The 18,019-nt window shown below is 42.1% G+C and carries 12 protein-coding genes; 5 read left to right on the forward strand and 7 right to left on the reverse strand.

What is annotated here, in order from left to right; all coding sequences use genetic code 11:
* The first annotated feature begins 137 nt into the window (after nucleotides 1–137).
* Entirely contained in the window at nucleotides 138–1,448 is a 1,311-nt protein-coding gene (locus BUB99_RS13955; RefSeq protein ID WP_073123292.1) for an ammonium transporter, read from the forward strand.
* A gap of 138 nt (nucleotides 1,449–1,586) precedes the next feature.
* Here the strand turns inward: BUB99_RS13955 and BUB99_RS13960 are convergent, their stop codons facing one another.
* From BUB99_RS13960 to dnaG, 6 genes are all read right to left on the reverse strand, one after another.
* Nucleotides 1,587–2,891: a hypothetical protein gene (locus BUB99_RS13960; RefSeq protein ID WP_073123294.1), complete on the reverse strand. Its 1,305-nt coding sequence runs from the start codon at nucleotides 2,889–2,891 to the stop codon at nucleotides 1,587–1,589.
* Nucleotide 2,892: 1 nt separating this feature from the next.
* Nucleotides 2,893–3,711 (reverse strand): hypothetical protein, encoded by an 819-nt coding sequence (locus tag BUB99_RS13965; RefSeq protein ID WP_073123296.1) that lies wholly within the window; start codon nucleotides 3,709–3,711, stop codon nucleotides 2,893–2,895.
* Entirely contained in the window at nucleotides 3,701–4,306 is a 606-nt protein-coding gene (locus BUB99_RS13970; RefSeq protein ID WP_073123298.1) for an RNA polymerase sigma factor, read from the reverse strand. Before BUB99_RS13970 ends, BUB99_RS13965 begins: the two co-directional genes overlap by 11 nt.
* 110 nt (nucleotides 4,307–4,416) lie before the next feature.
* Nucleotides 4,417–5,028, reverse strand: a complete 612-nt coding sequence (locus BUB99_RS13975; protein WP_073123300.1) for a hypothetical protein — start codon at nucleotides 5,026–5,028, stop codon at nucleotides 4,417–4,419.
* The gene (locus tag BUB99_RS13980; protein ID WP_073123302.1) at nucleotides 5,025–6,227 is read right to left on the reverse strand and encodes a bifunctional 3,4-dihydroxy-2-butanone-4-phosphate synthase/GTP cyclohydrolase II; all 1,203 of its coding nucleotides are present in this window, start codon (nucleotides 6,225–6,227) and stop codon (nucleotides 5,025–5,027) included. The genes BUB99_RS13975 and BUB99_RS13980 overlap by 4 nt, the downstream gene beginning before the upstream one ends.
* A 2-nt stretch (nucleotides 6,228–6,229) precedes the next feature.
* On the reverse strand, nucleotides 6,230–8,236 hold the full coding sequence (gene dnaG / locus BUB99_RS13985) for a DNA primase (RefSeq protein ID WP_073123304.1): 2,007 nt from the start codon (nucleotides 8,234–8,236) through the stop codon (nucleotides 6,230–6,232).
* A 126-nt stretch (nucleotides 8,237–8,362) separates the two neighbouring features.
* Here dnaG and BUB99_RS13990 point away from each other — a divergent pair, with 126 nt between their 5' ends.
* From BUB99_RS13990 to BUB99_RS14000, 3 genes are all read left to right on the forward strand, one after another.
* Nucleotides 8,363–9,451, forward strand: coding sequence for an Mrp/NBP35 family ATP-binding protein (locus tag BUB99_RS13990; protein WP_073123306.1), 1,089 nt, complete (start codon nucleotides 8,363–8,365; stop codon nucleotides 9,449–9,451).
* A gap of 22 nt (nucleotides 9,452–9,473) precedes the next feature.
* On the forward strand, nucleotides 9,474–9,737 hold the full coding sequence (locus tag BUB99_RS13995) for a NifU family protein (protein WP_073123308.1): 264 nt from the start codon (nucleotides 9,474–9,476) through the stop codon (nucleotides 9,735–9,737).
* A 67-nt stretch (nucleotides 9,738–9,804) separates the two neighbouring features.
* Entirely contained in the window at nucleotides 9,805–12,801 is a 2,997-nt protein-coding gene (locus BUB99_RS14000) for a T9SS-dependent choice-of-anchor J family protein (RefSeq protein WP_073123310.1), read from the forward strand.
* A gap of 299 nt (nucleotides 12,802–13,100) precedes the next feature.
* Here BUB99_RS14000 and BUB99_RS14005 read toward each other — a convergent pair whose 3' ends face one another.
* The gene (locus BUB99_RS14005) at nucleotides 13,101–13,295 is read right to left on the reverse strand and encodes a cold-shock protein (protein WP_073123312.1); all 195 of its coding nucleotides are present in this window, start codon (nucleotides 13,293–13,295) and stop codon (nucleotides 13,101–13,103) included.
* 359 nt (nucleotides 13,296–13,654) lie between these two features.
* Between BUB99_RS14005 and BUB99_RS14020 the strand changes: the two genes are divergently transcribed.
* Nucleotides 13,655–18,001, forward strand: coding sequence for a PAS domain S-box protein (locus tag BUB99_RS14020; RefSeq protein WP_084190563.1), 4,347 nt, complete (start codon nucleotides 13,655–13,657; stop codon nucleotides 17,999–18,001).
* Nucleotides 18,002–18,019: the final 18 nt, after the last annotated feature.

The following is an 18,019-nucleotide window of genomic DNA, read 5'->3' on the forward strand; positions in this document are numbered from 1 at the left end:
ATATCATGTTTCAAATCATGTTTTTAACTGCGTGAATTATAAAATGATTATTCTTGCAATTGAGTTTAAATAGAATCCCTCCAAATCAAACTATTTAATATCAGAAACTTAAACATTGGATAAATCAATTATTACAAATGAATCAAAAATCAATTGTACTGCTTCTTTTGGCACTTTCAGTGCCTTTTTTGAGCCATGCAGAAGCCTCCGCTTTCGACACAGGTGATACGGCATGGATGCTGATCGCAACTGCCCTCGTCATGCTCATGACACCAGCCGGTCTAACCTTGTTCTATGGTGGACTCACCCGTCGAAAAAGTGTACTCAACACCATCGGAATGAGTTACACAGCCTTTTGCACCGCGACCGTAGTGTGGGTTGTAATAGGCTATAGTTTAGCCTTTAGTGAAGGCAATGGCTTTATCGGAGGCTTAGACTATTTCATGCTACACGGTATCAAAATCGACGATCTAGTAGGCTCTATTCCGCATTTATTGTTCATTATGTTTCAGGGCACCTTTGCTGCGATCGCTGTGGCGCTCGTCAGTGGGTCAATCATCGAGCGAGTCAAATACTCTACTTGGTTCATATTCTCCATCCTCTGGGTGATGTTCATCTATTCACCTATCGCACACATGGTATGGGGTGGTGGTATTTTGAGTGACCATGGCGAACTGGACTTTGCAGGCGGTACGGTCATCCATATCAATGCAGGGATATCAGGTCTCGTACTTGTGTACTTGATCGGGAACAGAAAAGGCCATAAGGAAATGGAACACCGGCCATCCTCGACCAAACTGATGCTACTCGGCAGCTCACTCCTATGGTTTGGATGGTTTGGATTCAATGGTGGCAGTGCTCTCGCAGCTGATTTCATCGCAGCGAATGCCTTGCTCGTGACCAACGTAGCTGCTGCAGCAGGTGGTCTGGCCTGGCTAATCGTCGAATGGGTGTCGACAGACAAGCGACCTACACTGCTCGGTTCAGCCTCAGGAGTAGTCTCGGGACTAGTAGGTATCACTCCCGCATCTGGTTATGTAGATGTCACGGGAGCATTAGTTATCGGTGCTATCGCTGGACTAATAGGCTACTTCGGGGTAGTCAAACTCAAAGTACTCCTCGGATATGATGATACCTTGGATGTATTTGGGATACATGGGCTAGTCGGCATATTCGGCGCAATCGCTACGGGCTTCTTTGCCAATCCAGAAATTAATGGAGAAGCGGGCCTGTTGTATGGCAATCCGTCACAAGTCATCCCTCAACTCATAGCTGTAGGAGCTACAGTTGTGTATTCAGGGCTAGGGTCCTATATACTATTTAAGATTACAGGTTTTCTAACAGGCGGTGGTCGTGTAGAAGACACTCTAGAAGACCAAGGAATGGATTTGGGCTACCACGGAGAGGAAAGCTTTGACACGGAGGACTATGTGGAATCAGTGAAGTAAAATAACAATAAAGGAAGCCAGACATAAATTCTTGCCTGGCTTCTTGATATAAATAACACACCTATTTCATCCGGTTTCATAAGTTCCCAATACGCCTAGATGAAAAACGCAGCTATTTATTCTAGTTCTTTCATAGCATCAATGACCTGTATCTATGCTGATTTTTGACAATGCCTCATCACGCTTTATCTTACCTTGATTGTAATTATCTAACACAGACTGCTGTACGGTCACTTTTAAGTCTTTGGGAATTGCACACCCGTTACACTGGGTCAGTTTGATTTGAAACACTAAATATTCATCCGATCTCAAAGATTTTACCGTTTTCCCGTAATCCAATACGTTCTCGATCAACTCATATTCAAACTGTGGATATAATTCACTCACAATTTGATTCCTCTCTGACTCAGTCAAACCCGTCTTGCCATTCGCTACGACTTTATAATTATCCTTACCATACTGCACAGACGAATACATCTTCATCTTAAAAACCGCTCCAAAATGATCAAGCATCTCATACTGCACTCTTTCTGAAGTGTAATATGTAGTGGCCAAATCAGACTTATACAGACGCTGAAAAATACTTGCTAAAAGCTCCAAGTCTGCCATTTTTTTATGGCTAATCTCCGTTTCCGAAAAGACAATCTTCTCTTGAAATTTCTCAACAGACAGTTTACCACTATTCTTAGCCATTATATCATCTACCAGCACATAGGCACTAATCTTAAATCTTGGATCACTGGATTTATTTAAGCCTACTTCTGTGGTGAGTAGCACTTTGTCTTCTGGCCGCAACTGACTCATCAAATTTGCATAGTCAGCCAAATACACCCTTATCACTTCATGGAATAAGTTTTGGTATTCTTCTTGACCACCATCAGTTGATTCATTAGTTCTTCGAACCACTACTACGCCATGTTCGACACCTTCAGGACTCTCAGGTGTCTCTATGACCGTATATCTCTCACCTCTATTATCCTCAATAATTATTTCTATGTCATCGCTTTCCTTCCGCTCATCTTTCTCTCGTACCCTCTCACTCTTTCGTCTAGTTCTCTCGTATTCTCTCATCGCAATCTCTTCCTGATGATGCGCCTCCATCTCCATTTCAGCGGCGATTCTCTCAGCATTTGCTTGCATTTCATCCAGGTTCATCTGCCATTCTTCATCATTAAACTGCCAATGAAAATCAAAATCCGAATGGATGTTTGAAGAAGAGAAGTGCCCCAGTCTATCTATCTTTATCATCACACCAAAATTAGGCACATAGTTGGCACTGACTTTTACCGAAAAATACTCTCCTTCTTCTGATTCTGATTTAACAAGTGAACCGATTACATCCTCAGAGATTCTAAGATCTCTCTCCATTTTTTTAGGATCTATATCCTGCGCCACTAGGTGATTGACCGTCACCATTAGCAGCATTACCATTACCTTCTTCATTCTATTTACTTTGAGTTTTAACAATATTGTACAGGCTAGCCAACATATTCTCTTGTTCTAGCTGTCGTGTACTGTAGGAATTTTCTAGCATACCTAAGTTGGACTGTATCATCTCTAGGTCATAGCTTCGCTGCTTCTGATAAAAATCACTGAAATCAGCCAAAACTCTATTCATGTATTTTTTTTGTGTCTGATTCGAAACCAAAAAGAAATCTTCTATCATCTTCTTATTGCTATCATTGAGTTGAGCGACATAGAGTTGCATAATCTCTTCCTGCTTGACATACTGTTTGCTCAACGCTTTATTCCAGGCCTGTTCTTGCACTTTCTCACTTTCTCCTAGCCGTGTTTCTAGATCAGTCTGTAGCGTCAAAATCGCTCCAGACGTTTCTTTCTGTTGTTGGTCTACAGCTCTAGCAATCCACTGCTTCACTTCCAACTCTGACAGCTCTGGCTTCACATTCATTTCCCCGAACCCTATCATCGTGCTTTCCTTTGTTTTTATAATTTTGAAATCCATGAGATAGCCAGCTACCATGAGTATAAGTAATGATGCAGCGATAGAAAGTCCCCATCGAAAAGCACCATGCGAGAACGCTCCCTTTGTTTTAGGAGCCGTCCTACGAATCATTACTGGTGGAATTACAACTTCTCGGTCCTTTACCATATCTAAATGTCCCGACACTCCGGACACATCGTCCAGTTGTCTCTTCAGCTCACTATTCACGGCAAGTTCCTTTTTGAACATAGCCAGATCAGTTGTGGACATTTCTCCATATAGATAGTCTATGATTCTCTCCTCGTTCGCTTTATTTTCCATAACCATATGATTCATTAAATGCGCGATTCTTAACTAATATTTTTTTCATATTACCAAGTCCATAGTAAAGCCTTGACTTCACCGTATTTTCCGAAACATTGAGTACTTCTGCTATCTCCCTAAATTTAAGTCCCTCGTATTCCTTCATGAGGATAACCTCCTTTTGCTCATCTGAAAGAATATTCAGTGAATCAATCACGATTTGTGACAGTTCAGCTTGTTCCAACGTGTGCGCTACCGAGTCTACCATCTCGGTTTGCTGTGGACTGTTAGATTCATCATTTTCGGAGACAAACATCTTCGCTACTCGACTTTTCTTTCTCCCCTCTTCCCTACATACATTCAGTGCTATGATGTATAGCCAAGATTTAAACTTCGAATTATCTTCCAAATCAGACAGTTTATCATACATTTTGATAAAGGTTCGCTGAGAGACCTCAGTAGCCATGTCATGATCAACAAAATACTTATAGGAAAAATTATAAATCCGCTTGTACCACACCCCTACTAGGGCATTGAAGGAGAGTTCATCTCCCAATTTAGCGCGCATGAGCATTTGTTCCGAATGATGGCTGGCTAGGTCAGGCAAACTCATTAATCTGTTTAGTATACATCATAGTTTCAAACTTGTACCTATAGGATGACAATGCTCGAAGGATAGTTCTACCCAAACAGAATTTAACGAAAGAAAACTAAGAAAAAGTTCTAAATAGAATTGTAAAACGCCATCACACGGATGAGATCACGCACGTCATTGAGGTCCAGACGGTTCTTTTTGATGTAGGACTTTAGTGCATCGCCATGCTCTGGTAGCAAGGTGAATATCTCTCCCTTTTTGCCTGTGTACATTTTGATTTCACCTGATTTGAAGGCGAAATAATACGTTCTTGAGACACTTTCACGGCTGGATCCTGGCCCGGTGTAGTAGTAGGATTGACTATAGGGATCCATTTCAATCACGATTTTTTCTCGGGAGAGCAATGTAGTAGGCCCCTCGTATAGCACCTCAAACAGAATAGGTGCCCGGTAATCATAGGATACATTATAAGGAATAGAATAAAACTGACGATAATTCTTCAGTACACTATCAAAAAACTCGACATACATGATCTTCTTACTACTAAAGGTATAGATTCTATCCTCTCGCATGACCTGTATAGAGTTGGCTTCCATATCATATTTGAGTTCTCCACGTAGCGTATCCCCCTCAACAGTCACCATCCATCCAGTATGCCAGACACGGGATGAAAATTCTTGACTATAAGTAACGCTCACCGCACCTACCATCAATAATATGAAAGCCAATCTTTTTATCATTTCTTCAAAATACTATGTCCCATTTTATCTCTCTTGGTCTCTAGGTATTTTTGATTGTGTTTATTAGGGGTTACCTCTATCGGGACATTGTTTACTATTTCCAATCCATACCCCATCAACCCCACTCTCTTGGTTGGGTTATTGGTGATCAAATTAATTTTGCTCACCCCTAGATCATGAAGAATCTGCGCGCCAACACCATAGTCTCTATGGTCTCCTTGAAAACCTAGTTTTTCATTGGCCTCTACTGTGTCTAGACCATCTTCTTGGAGCTTGTAAGCTTTGAGCTTGTTGAGTAAGCCAATGCCACGACCTTCTTGATTCATGTACAGCACCACTCCAGTCCCTTCGGTCTGCACCATTTCCATGGCTTTGTGTAGCTGTGTCCCACAGTCACATCGGCACGAGCCAAATATATCACCTGTCACACATGAGGAGTGCACCCGCACCATTACCGGATCATCTGGTTTCCACTCCCCTTTGACCAAAGCTAAATGCGTCTCTCCTGTACTGAGTTGCTTGTATGAGGTCAATTTAAAATCTCCCCATTCGGTGGGCATATCCACGGTGATCTGCTTTTCGATCAGAGACTCTTTCTCCATTCGGTAGCTGATCAGATCTTTGATAGAGATGAGTAGTAGATTGAATTTCTCTGCTACTTTCCTTAAATCCGGAAGACGAGCCATCGTCCCGTCCTCGTTCATGATCTCTACCAATACACCTGCAGGCTGCATTCCCGCTAAACGTGCCAAATCTATGGCTGCCTCGGTATGTCCAGCTCTTCTCAGTACGCCACCTTTTTTAGCTCTGAGAGGGAAAATGTGACCCGGCTTTCCTAATTCTTCTGGTTTGATCGTAGGATCTACCAATGCTTTGATCGTCTTAGCACGATCGCTGGCAGATATACCTGTGGTGCATCCATGCCCGATCAAATCGATCGATACCGTAAAGGGTGTCTCATAAGCAGCTGTATTTTTACCCACCATCAGCTCTAACTCTAACTCGTCGCATTTCTCTTCCACCAAGGGGGCACAGATCAAACCACGACCATGAGTCGCCATGAAATTGATAATTTCTGGTGTGACACTTTCCGCAGCACAAACAAAATCACCTTCGTTTTCTCTATCTTCATCATCTACTACGATGATAACTTCTCCCCTTTTGATCGCTGCTATAGCGTCTGATACTTTATCTAACATTTCTATTTTACGGTAACGTTTCCTAACTCTTTGGCGATGGCCATTTCCATCTCCTTTAAATCTTTCTGAATGGATAGAAACCCATCTATTTCATTGTCATCGGTAGCTGTCTTCATTTTTTCCATGTTTTCAGCTATCATTTTTTGTATAATCCTAAACTTCAGCCGCAGGATATTGCCCATGGCAGAGGTGCGTAATGAGTCGCGCTCATGCGCCACTGATATCTGAAACTTGTCGGACCAGTTGTGACTCAACTCATATCGCTCTGTAGACAAGTTCACTGCTTCTCTTTTTATTTCATCGTCATCATGATTCAGCAGATCTTTCAAGTTCAGCACTTGTCCATCAACGAGTTTTTCTTTGAATAAATTCAATATTCGCTCATAAATTGATGTAGTAAACTCAATATCCTCACATTCAGTCAATATATAATTGGCCAAGTGTGTTTCCGTACCCTCAAACCCATCGATCATTTCCTCACCATAGTTGATCAACATACGGATACTCTCCCGCTCTTGGTTACGAATAACTTCGTTTGGGCTGACTTTTTCTTCTAATAAGTCCTGAGGATCTGCAAATAAATCTGGAGGTGGCTCCATCCCAAAAGGTGGCATCCCTCCTTGAAAATCTGGTGGAAAGAACCCTCCACTCGGTGCAGGATTACTTCCCTGTGACCTACCTGAATTAGAAGAGTAACTGTTTTTTTGACTTTCCTTGATTAACAGTTTGTTGAGCTCAGAAATCAAAGTCCCCTCTTCTATTCCTAGTTTATTGCTACATTGCTGGACATACACCGTTCTTTTGATCGGGTCGGGAATCAGCGAGATACTATGTACAATCTCCCGAATAGCCTCTGCTCGCTTGATCGGATCATTGGTCCCTGTGATATACAGCTCTGTCTTGAAGGATATAAAATCCAGACTATTTTCATCGAGGTATGCTTTAAAAGCGGTTCCTCCTAGTTGCTTCGAATAACTATCTGGATCCTCACCCTCGGGAAAACGCACCGCTTTGACATTGAGTCCACCTGAGAGCATCATGTCTATCCCACGCATAGACGCTTTGATACCCGCTTTATCCCCGTCGAACAGCACTGTCACATTCTCTGTGTATCGCTTGATTAGTTTGATCTGATCCTCGGTCAGAGAAGTCCCCGAGGATGCCACTACATTCTTGATACCACCCTGATAGAGCGATATCACATCTGTATAGCCTTCTACCAGGTAGCAGTTGGCTTGGTTTCTTATTTCGTTCTTCGCCTGAAATATCCCATAGAGTATTTTACTCTTGGTATAGAGTTCTGTTTCAGGACTGTTTAGATACTTAGGGCCTTTTTCGTTGCTTTTGAGCGTACGCGCTCCGAATGCAATGACCTTTCCTGATACATTATGAATCGGAAAAGTCACTCTTCCTCTGAATCGATCGTAAGCCTTATCTTCTTTGACAATCTTCAGTCCAGCACGCGCTAAATAAGTCTCGTTATACCCTTTTTTGGCAGAAGCATCCATGAGGCCTTGCCACTGATCTAGCGCATAGCCCAGTTCGAAAGTCTTGATCGTCTCTTCGCTAAAACTCCGCTCTTTGAAATATGTCAGCCCTATATTTCTCCCCTCTTCACTCTCCCATAGATTGGACACAAAGTGATCCTTGGCATAGTTGAGCGTAATAAACAGACTCTCTCTTTCATTTTGGGCATTGACCTGCTCCTCGGTCTGCACCTCTTCTTCTAGCTCTATTCCATACTTCTGCGCCAGAAACTTTAGCGCTTCCATATAGCTAAGGCCGTCCAGTTCCATCAAGAAAGTAATCGGATCACCTCCCTTTCCAGTACTAAAGCATTTGAATATATTCTTAGATGGCGACACCATAAACGAAGGTGTCTTTTCGTCAGTAAAAGGGCTGAGAGCCTTATAACTAGACCCGGACTTTTTGAGATCTACAAACTCACTGATCACTTCATAGATATCCATACGGTTTTTAATTTCCTCTATGGTATGATTACTGATCACGGATATAAAATAGTTTTTGGGGTCTTTAGAAATACAAATCTAGCACGAAATTAACTCATTCTATGATACAAAAACGGTATATCGTTTAACTTGCACCAAAATTGAAATAATAGACATTTTTAAGATTTGAAAGTAACAGATAAAGACGTACTCAAAGCACTTGGCACGGTTCAAGACCCAGATCTCAAACAAGATTTGGTCACGCTCAACATGATCAAAGATATTGAGATCAGTGATACAACCATCAGCTTCACCGTAGAGTTAACCACGCCAGCATGTCCCCTCAAAGAAAAGATCAAAAATGACTGCCTAGCCGCACTAGAGCCAATAGCAAACGGTTTAGAGATCAAAATTGAGATGAGTGCTCAGGTAACTTCTACCAGAGGACAATCTTTCACCCTTCCTAATGTCAAGAACATCATAGCAGTATCGTCTGGTAAAGGTGGAGTAGGTAAATCTACGGTGACTGCCAACTTAGCCGTAGCACTGGCAAAAAGTGGTGCAGAAGTAGGTATTATCGATGCGGATATATTTGGTCCATCCATCCCTACCATGTTCAACTGTGAATATGAGCAACCAGAGATGGTCAAAGAAGGAGATAGAAATTTGATCATCCCGATCACCCAATATGGAGTAAAACTTGTATCGATCGGTTTCTTAACGCCTAAAGATAACGCCATTGTATGGAGAGGCCCTATGGCCAGTTCAGCATTGAAGCAATTCATCTCAGATGTAAAATGGGGAGATCTAGATTACCTATTGATTGACCTCCCTCCTGGGACAAGTGACATTCACCTAACGCTCGTACAATCGGTACCCGTGACAGGTGCTCTCATCGTAACGACTCCTCAGAAAGTAGCCATAGCGGATGCTAAAAAAGGACTATCGATGTTCAAACTACCACAAATCAATGTACCTGTACTAGGCGTCATCGAAAACATGGCCTACTTCACACCAGAAGAACTGCCTGACAACAAGTACTATCTCTTTGGAGAAAATGGTGGAAAGATGCTCGCGGAAAAAGAAGAAGTACCCTTCCTCGGACAGATCCCTATCGTACAGTCTATCAGAGAAAGTGGAGACAGTGGTTTCCCTGCGGTAATGAAAGATGGCATCACAGAAGATGCCTTTATGGAGCTATCACAGTCGGTAGCCAGACAGATCGCTATCAGAAATGCCACACAAGACAAAACAAACGTCGTACAAATGAGTTAACTTTGGTAACACAAAATCAATTATGGACAGCAATAAAAAAGAAGAGCTATTAGTACGTATCAACCAGGCCATTGCCAATATCAGACCCTATCTAGAGGCTGATGGTGGTGATGTCAGAGTACTAGATGTAGATGATGATTTCGTCGTACACGTGGAGCTATTGGGCGCATGTGAATCATGCCCTATGTCTCCTATGACCATGAAAGCAGGTATCGAAGAAGCCATAAAACGTATGGCTCCCGAGGTGACTGCTATAAAAGCTAAGAACGCTCAGGCTGCACTATAGTCCTTGATTCAAAATCTCCTCTTTGGGATCTTTGAAACATTGATTAGCTTCAAGGGAATAAATAGCCGTGCAAAAATCCATTCTAATTCTACTATTGATACTATCCACATCTGTCTTCGCGCAAGACAGATGTGGTACTGTCCCCTTCAACAAACTCCAGCACCCCGAATCAACTGAACAATTCGAGAACTGGATTGAGCAAAAAATAGCCAACAGAAAACGTTCAAGGATTTCTGGCATCCAAAACAACACTGTATACACAATCCCTGTTGTTATACACGTCATACATCAGGGCGAACCTATCGGCACGGGGACTAATATCCCAGATGAACAAATCCTCTCCCAAATAACCACACTCAACGAAGATCTACGACGGCTTAACACGGACGCTTCAGACACTCCAACAGACTTTCTCTCTGTAGCGGCAGATATACAAATAGAATTTGTACTCGCCAAAAGAGACCCCGAGGGCCTACCTACCACAGGTATAGATCGTGTCCAAGGCAGTCAAGACGGATACAGTATCAACAACTTAGACGTACTCGCAGCAGAGAGTTATTGGGATGCAAACCAATACTGCAATATCTGGGTCAGCGACCTAAGTGCAGATTATCTGGGCTATGCCTACATGCCACTATCTAACCTAGCAGGGTTAGATATAGACCGCAATAACAACGCGCTGATCGATGGAGCATTTATTGATTACCAATACTTCGGCACAGGCTACAACGCCGATAATTTCTCTCGTGGCAGAACCGTCACACACGAACTCGGTCATTGGCTGGGTCTTCGACATATCTGGGGAGATAATTCTAGCTGCACTGTAGACGACTACTGCGACGACACCCCCCCACAGAGCAGCAGCACCAATAGCAACCTTAGCTGTACAGACGTAGCGGACGCTTTCTCCTGCGGCACACAAGACATGGCACAAAACTACATGGACTACACCGCAGACAAGTGCATGAATATATTCACGGTGGATCAAAAAGAGCGTATGCGTACGGTCATAGAGAACAGCCCTCGCAGAAAAAGCCTACTAACTAGTCCAGCACTCCTAGAAGCCATACAAGTCGCCAATGATCTCGGCATATACCGAATCATCTCGCCAGGAACTGGTAGTTGTGATGAGATGCTGAATCCATCCATCACCGTTAGAAACTATGGCAACAATGACATCTCTTCGTTTAGCATCTCTCTATTGATAGATCAAGTCGTCGTGGAACAAATTCAGTATTCCAATACATTGCCCCCCCTAGCCACAGTAGACATCACCTTTAATAGTTTATTCTTAACAGAAAAAAACACACAATTCACGTTCCTTATCGATCAGGTCAACAACACAGCAGATGCCAATCCTAGCAATGATAGCAAAACCATACAAACCTATCTGCCATCACATGAGGTCATGCCAGTCTATGAGAACTTCACACAAAGCACCACCCACTTCACCTCATCGTGGCACATCCCCGACGGTTCATTATGGAGTTTCGAAACCGCACCGAACCTCACAGTAGACAATGAAGCCATCGCTCTGCGCTATGGAGAAAGTTCCAACGATACTTTTGGATCGATCGATTATCTGCTCAGCCCATTGATCAGCATGGTAGGGATTGCAGCAGCCAATCTTCGATTCAACTACGCCTACGCCCCAACAGCAGGCATCATTGCCGAAGGTTTAGAAATACGAATATCTACCGATTGTGGAGAGACCTTTCCATTAGACAATAGCCTAATGCTATCTTGGGCTCCTAATTTGGGAACTACAGCCTACCAATCCGCACCATTCGTACCCACAGGGCCTGGAGACTGGACGAGCGTTGATCTTAATCTCAGTGAGTACAATACTGAAGACGAAATTATGATTGCCTTCATAGGCTACAATGGCAATGGAAACAACCTCTACCTAGACGACATCCAGATCGTAAGTTCTAGCACTCATAACTATGATGCCAGCATCTATGCGCTCACGAATATCCCTATCGTGAGCTGTATCAATAGTTTTCGTGCAGATGTCACCGTAAGAAACAACGGCTTCCTACCCATGACATCCTTTGATCTAACTGCCACCGTAAATGAAGAGAAGCAAAGTAAGTCCGTCAACGGAATCAGTTTGAATCCAGGCGAATTCACCACCGTTGACATGGCCTTTACCGACCTTCCTATTGGAGAAAACCAAATTTCCTTTGAGGTATCCAACCCCAATAATGAAACCGACGAAAATCCAGACAACAACAACTGGATCAGCCACTTTATAGTCGATGATTCTCAAGAAGACATCCCTCTTAAAATAGACTTTCTCACCACTGCTCCTTACGAAAACTGGCAATACTACAGTGGCAGTGATTTACAGTTTTGGGAAATCTATATAGATGACCGAGACTTCACTAACCGCAGCCTCTTCTACAACGCCTATAGCAATATCAATACGGGACTTCAAAACATGTTTGTAAGTCCACTGTTAGATTTATCAGAATTTGAGCAAGCAGCAATTCGTTTTGACTACTCTTATGCCTATCGTAGTGGCAAAAACGACCGACTACAGGTACTGTTATCGACAGATTGCGGTCGCAACTTTGACCAAGTGTTATATGATCAAAATGGACTTGGTCTAGCCGTCACAGAAACCAATTCTGAGTGGTATCCCTCAGAAGAAACAGACTGGAAAACTATGACAATAAACCTCAGCGACTATACAGGCCAAAATGATATTCGTTTGGCTTTTGCCTTCACCAATCAAAACGGAAACAACCTATTCGTAGACAACATTGAGTTCTATGATGTGGCAGAGCCAGACACCTTAGACCTAACTGAGAAAATAAGAATCTACCCCAACCCAGCATACGATTATTTCAACGTCAAACTAAACTTCAACACCAAACAAGATGCAACGCTGAGACTACTCAGCCTGAATGGAGAAGTCTTACTAGAACAGCGTATAGAAAACACGCTCAATCAAGTCTACCTCATCGATAATCTTCAACTTCGATCTGGTATCTACATCCTCCAAGTCCTAGGAGAAAATGATCACATCTCTAGCCGAGTGATGATTAGCAGGCAATAAGGGATCACACCGTATTTCTGAGGGAGAGGTAGTAGATCACTTCGTCATTCAATACTCATTGTTCGAAATTCGTTATTATCTATTATAAATCTTTGAGGTAATATTTAAATGATTGGAATTATGAATCTCGAATGCTCAATGTCGGATATTGATTTTTACCCCCAGAGATACCGACCGATCTGTAATCTGTACCCTATTAGCATTGATAAAAAAAAGGTGACCATGCTGTGCAAGATCACCTCTTTTTATTTTTTATATGGCACTAATACATGACTAGTACCAAATCAATCACACGACACTTAGTCTATGCGCTCTACGTTTACAGCGTTCAAGCCTCTTTTTCCTTCTTCTACTTCGAATGACACTTTATCATTCTCCATGATCTCGTGGATCAATCCACTCATGTGTACAAAAACATCCTTTTTAGAGTTGTCTGGCGTAATAAATCCAAATCCTTTTTCGCTGTTGAAAAACTTTACCGTTCCTTCTTGCATTTTAATCTACTTGTATTGTTATTATTTCTTCAATAATGAAGGAAAGACGTTTGAATCTGACATCTTGTGTCAAACCAACTTGAGTGGATACCTCTTAGGAGAAAATTCTTAATGGAAATTACTTCTTACCGATACTACTTACTGTTTGGAACAGCGTATTTACTTAATTATTGACTCAAATATTATTGAGTATTGCAAAGCTAAACCTTTTATTTGACAATTCATATATAGATAAAATAGCACTCATGTCTATTAGAAGAAATATCTACTCGATTGATTGATGGTACTTTCAGGCGATAGTGTTTTAGTATTAATATTTCTTATTAGTTTTAGACTTACGCTTAATACTGCTAGATAGAATGGCGATCCTAAACCAAGAGAGATCCGAACTTGTCAATGAAATCAAAAAGCTCAGAAACGAACTAAAGGAGCTGCACAACAAGTATGACCTCTTGTTAGAATCCTCTGCGAGTTTCTTTTTCATTTTCGAGGCGGATCAGGTGATCGAGTTCAGCCCAAAAGCTGAAGAGAAATTCGTCTTTGCCAATGACTTTGAGGACAAATCAGTAGAAGAAATACTCCCGATCTATCAGGTAGATGGAGAAGAAAGCAAGAAGAACTGGCTCTATCAACTCAAAAAAGCAAGCTATGGAAAAAGTGAACCTTTTGAGTTTGAATTCATTGACAAAAATGGCAACTCCTTTCCCGTTATCTGTACACTTAGCAAAATCAAGGACGAGCGTTTTCTCGCCCATCTAGACCTAGTAGAAGAAACTGCTAATACCGCCAGCAATGCCAACTCCCTATCAGACAATGCGCCAGTTTTCATCCGTATCACCGATGAGTCTAACAAAGTCACCTACTTCAACAAAGGCTGGCAAAAACTACTAGGTGATAGGCACGAGAAACACACCAACTGGAGTGAGCTGATACACCCAGATGACCAAGCACAGTACACGAGTGCATTAGATTTTGCGATTAGCAAAAAGAAGAAATTCGAGTTCTCGTTTCGAATCAAAGACACAGATGACAACTATCACTGGTTGTTGGACTCTGGCATCCCTCGATATTCCAAGAATAACAAGTATCTCGGCTATGTGTTTGCCGCAGTTGACACTACTGAGAGAAAAAACTTAGAGCTGGAGACTACCAAGGATCAAGCCATCGCATCCGCAGAGATCACGCTACAAGAGTCTCTCGACACCTCAGAAGTCGTCGCATTGACTACTGATACAGAAGGTACGATTCGCTTCTGCAACAGCAAATTACTCAAGTATCTCAAGCGTGAGCTCAAGGATCTCGTAGGGATGAACCTGTTCGATGCGTTCATACCCGATGGGACGACCCAAATCAACCAAAAAAAATACGCCCAGCTAGCAGTCAAAGGCAAATTCACCAATCAACTTCAGGGTAAATTTTTCTCCCAAGATGAGCAAGAAATTCAGGTTAGGTTCAACGTCATCTTCCTAAAAGATGCCCTCAATGAGGTCTCAGGGATTAACCTCATCGGCGAGAACATTACAGAAAGACAGCTCGTCAAACGTCAGCTCGAACGCACCAACGATCAACTCAAAGAACTATTTGACAACTCCTACGATCTAATACAGATCTTTGATCAAGATGGCAGCTTCCAGTTCGTGAATCAGGCTTGGTCAGAAAAACTGGGTTATCATCAGCTCATCGACCAACTCAAATTCAAAGACATTGTAAGTCCAGATGAATGGAACAAAACCGTCGAAAACCTTGACAAGGTTATCAAAGGAGATCAATTGGATAGATTCGAGAGCGTGTTCCTATCCGATCAAGGCAAAAAAATATTTGTATCAGGTAGAGTCAATTGTTCGTTTGACGCAAACGGCAGAGCCCAATTTAGAGGGATATTCTATGACATTACCGAAAGAATCCGTACCGAAAAAGCGCAATCCCTTTACTTTAAAATAGCCAGCTACAATGTAGAAGGCATGCAGCTCAACGAGCTATATGAGAACCTATTCAATGAACTAAATAACATCCTCATCATCCGAAACATCTCTATATTGATTTCGTCGGATGACAAAGAGAAAAGTATCCCCTACTTTAAGACTGCACTAACCGATAAAAACGATATCAAGAAGCAGAAGAAGATCAATGAGCTGCTAAGTGACTACATCATGAAAAGCACACAGGCCAAGATGCTCTATCGTGAAGAGATAGAGGCCTATTTACAAAGTGTAGAAGAAGATTTTGGTGGCTATATCCCACAGGTATGGCTGGGTGTACCGATCACGGTAGGTAGCAAAAATATAGGATTGTTGACCATCCATTCCTTCGAGGACAGATCCGACTATAGTTACAAAGATTTAGAGCTTCTTTTTTTTGTATCCAGCCAAATATCATTGGCCATCGAACGAAAGCAAAACGAAGACAAAATCACCGATCAAGATGCACGGTTACGAGCTATTTTCCAGAGTAGTAGTCATCAAATTTGGTCGGTCAACAAAGACTATCAACTGACTTCATACAATGACAATTTCGCCAATAACCTCTCTCATAATTTTGGGGTAAATATAAAACTAGGGCAACTCATCAATCCAGAAGATAAAGAAGTCCAATCCAGGTGGGAACAATACTACCAAGAAGCTTTTAAGGGAGACCCTATCAACTTTCAAAACAAGGAAACCACCAAAAATCAAGAGATTAACTGGACTGAAGTATTTATTAACCCTATCGTCAAAACAGACGGACACATAGAAGAGGTGTCGGTCATCTCCAATGACATCACCGAAAAGAAAAACGCAGAGATTGCTCTATCCGAGAGCGAATCGAAGTTTAGAGAAATCTTCGAATCTATACAAGATATCTATATACGCTGCGATATGACGGGACGAATCAACATGATTAGTCCATCTGTAAGTACGCTTCAATTGACAGATGATGAGGTTATCGGTCGCAATATCATGAGCTTTTTTGTCTCAGACATTCCTCCAGAACAAATCATCAGCGAACTAGTCACCAAAGACACACTCCAAAACCTAGAAGCTAGACTCAAACGCCCAGTTGGTGAGCAAATGGATTTCATATGTAACATTCGTTTGCTGCATAGAGATGGCCGTACCATTGGATTTGAAGGTGTAGCGAGGGATATATCTGTTCTCAAACGAACCAACATTGAACTACTAGAGGCCAAGGAGTTTGCAGAAAACTCATTAGCGATCAAGGAACGATTTCTAGCCAACATGAGTCATGAGATACGCACGCCGATGAATGGCATCATTGGAATGATAGACCTCTTGGGCAGTACAGAACTAGATCAGGAGCAGTTTGATTACGTGAAGACGATCAAAAAATCCTCTGAAACGCTCATGGTGATTCTCAATGACATTTTGGATCTCTCCAAAATCGAAGCAGGAAAAATGCAACTGAGAGAAAAACCAGTTCGTCTCATCAATACTTTCGAAAAACTCTATGACCTATTTTCTCAGCAGGCTCAACTCAACAACTCCTGCATATACTACCACTTAGACCAAAATACACCAGAGCGTATCATGGTTGATGAGACCAGATTATTTCAAATTCTATCCAACCTCACAAGCAACGCCATCAAGTTCTCCGAAGCAAAAGGCACGATCAACATAAGTCTAGTCCTCAAACAGACCGAGAACAACAAGCATCAATTCAAAGTCCAAGTCAAAGACGAAGGCATAGGAATACAAAAAAGCGAACTGGATAAGCTTTTCATCAATTTTAACCAACTCGACAATACCAGCACCAAATCTTATGGTGGTACTGGCCTGGGTCTCGCCATTTCCAAAGAACTCGTCAAGTCTATGGGGGGCAGAATCGGAGTAGCCTCTACCCCTGGACTCGGAAGCACCTTCTGGTTCACTTTTGAAGCAGGCATCATAGAAGATACGGAGGTTGAAACCAAAGAATCAGAGCCAGAGTCAAGGATCAACGTCCCCGAAGAATTTGCACAGCGTGCTCCTAAAATTCTCGTCGTAGATGACAACAAAGTAAATCGCACAGTCGCCAGTCAAATACTAATCAAAGCAGGCTGTACTGTAGAGACCGCCGAGAGCGGGCAGATAGCCATCGACAAAGCCAGCACGATAGGGTTTGATCTTATATTCATGGATATACAAATGCCAGAGATGGATGGAGTGCAGACAACAGTCAAACTAAAATCGATGAATATCCCTAAACTCCCTCCTATAGTCGCGATGACCGCCTACTCTATGGAGGATGACGAACGAAAATTCCTAGAGGCAGGCCTTGACGACTATGTTGCCAAACCCATCAAAGCACAGATCGTCATCAACAAAGTCAAAGATCATGTACACTTCGAACCTAAAGAAATCAAACAAGCTCTCAATGATGAAAAATTGGGTTTGGTGATCAATCAAAACACGCTCAATCAACTCTCTAAATATGGAGGTAAGGAATTGTTAGAATCAGTACTGTCTGACTTTGAGGTAGAGGCTAAAGAACTAATCGACAACTGCTTCACATTCTATACACAAAACGAAATAGAAGAGATTCGAAAAGAGCTTCACACACTCAAAGGAAGTGCAGGAACCCTCGGTATAGAGATACTAGAAAGTAAAGTGATTACACTAGAAAGACAACTCAAAACTGGAGATACCAAAGACCTAAATACACAACTAAATTCCATTTTAGAATCATATTTTGAGTTCAAGGAAAATTACAAAAATATCCTTCAAAACTGATAGATTGTTTATAAATTG

It is taken from the genome of Reichenbachiella agariperforans (assembly GCF_900142205.1).
Classification (GTDB): domain Bacteria; phylum Bacteroidota; class Bacteroidia; order Cytophagales; family Cyclobacteriaceae; genus Reichenbachiella; species Reichenbachiella agariperforans.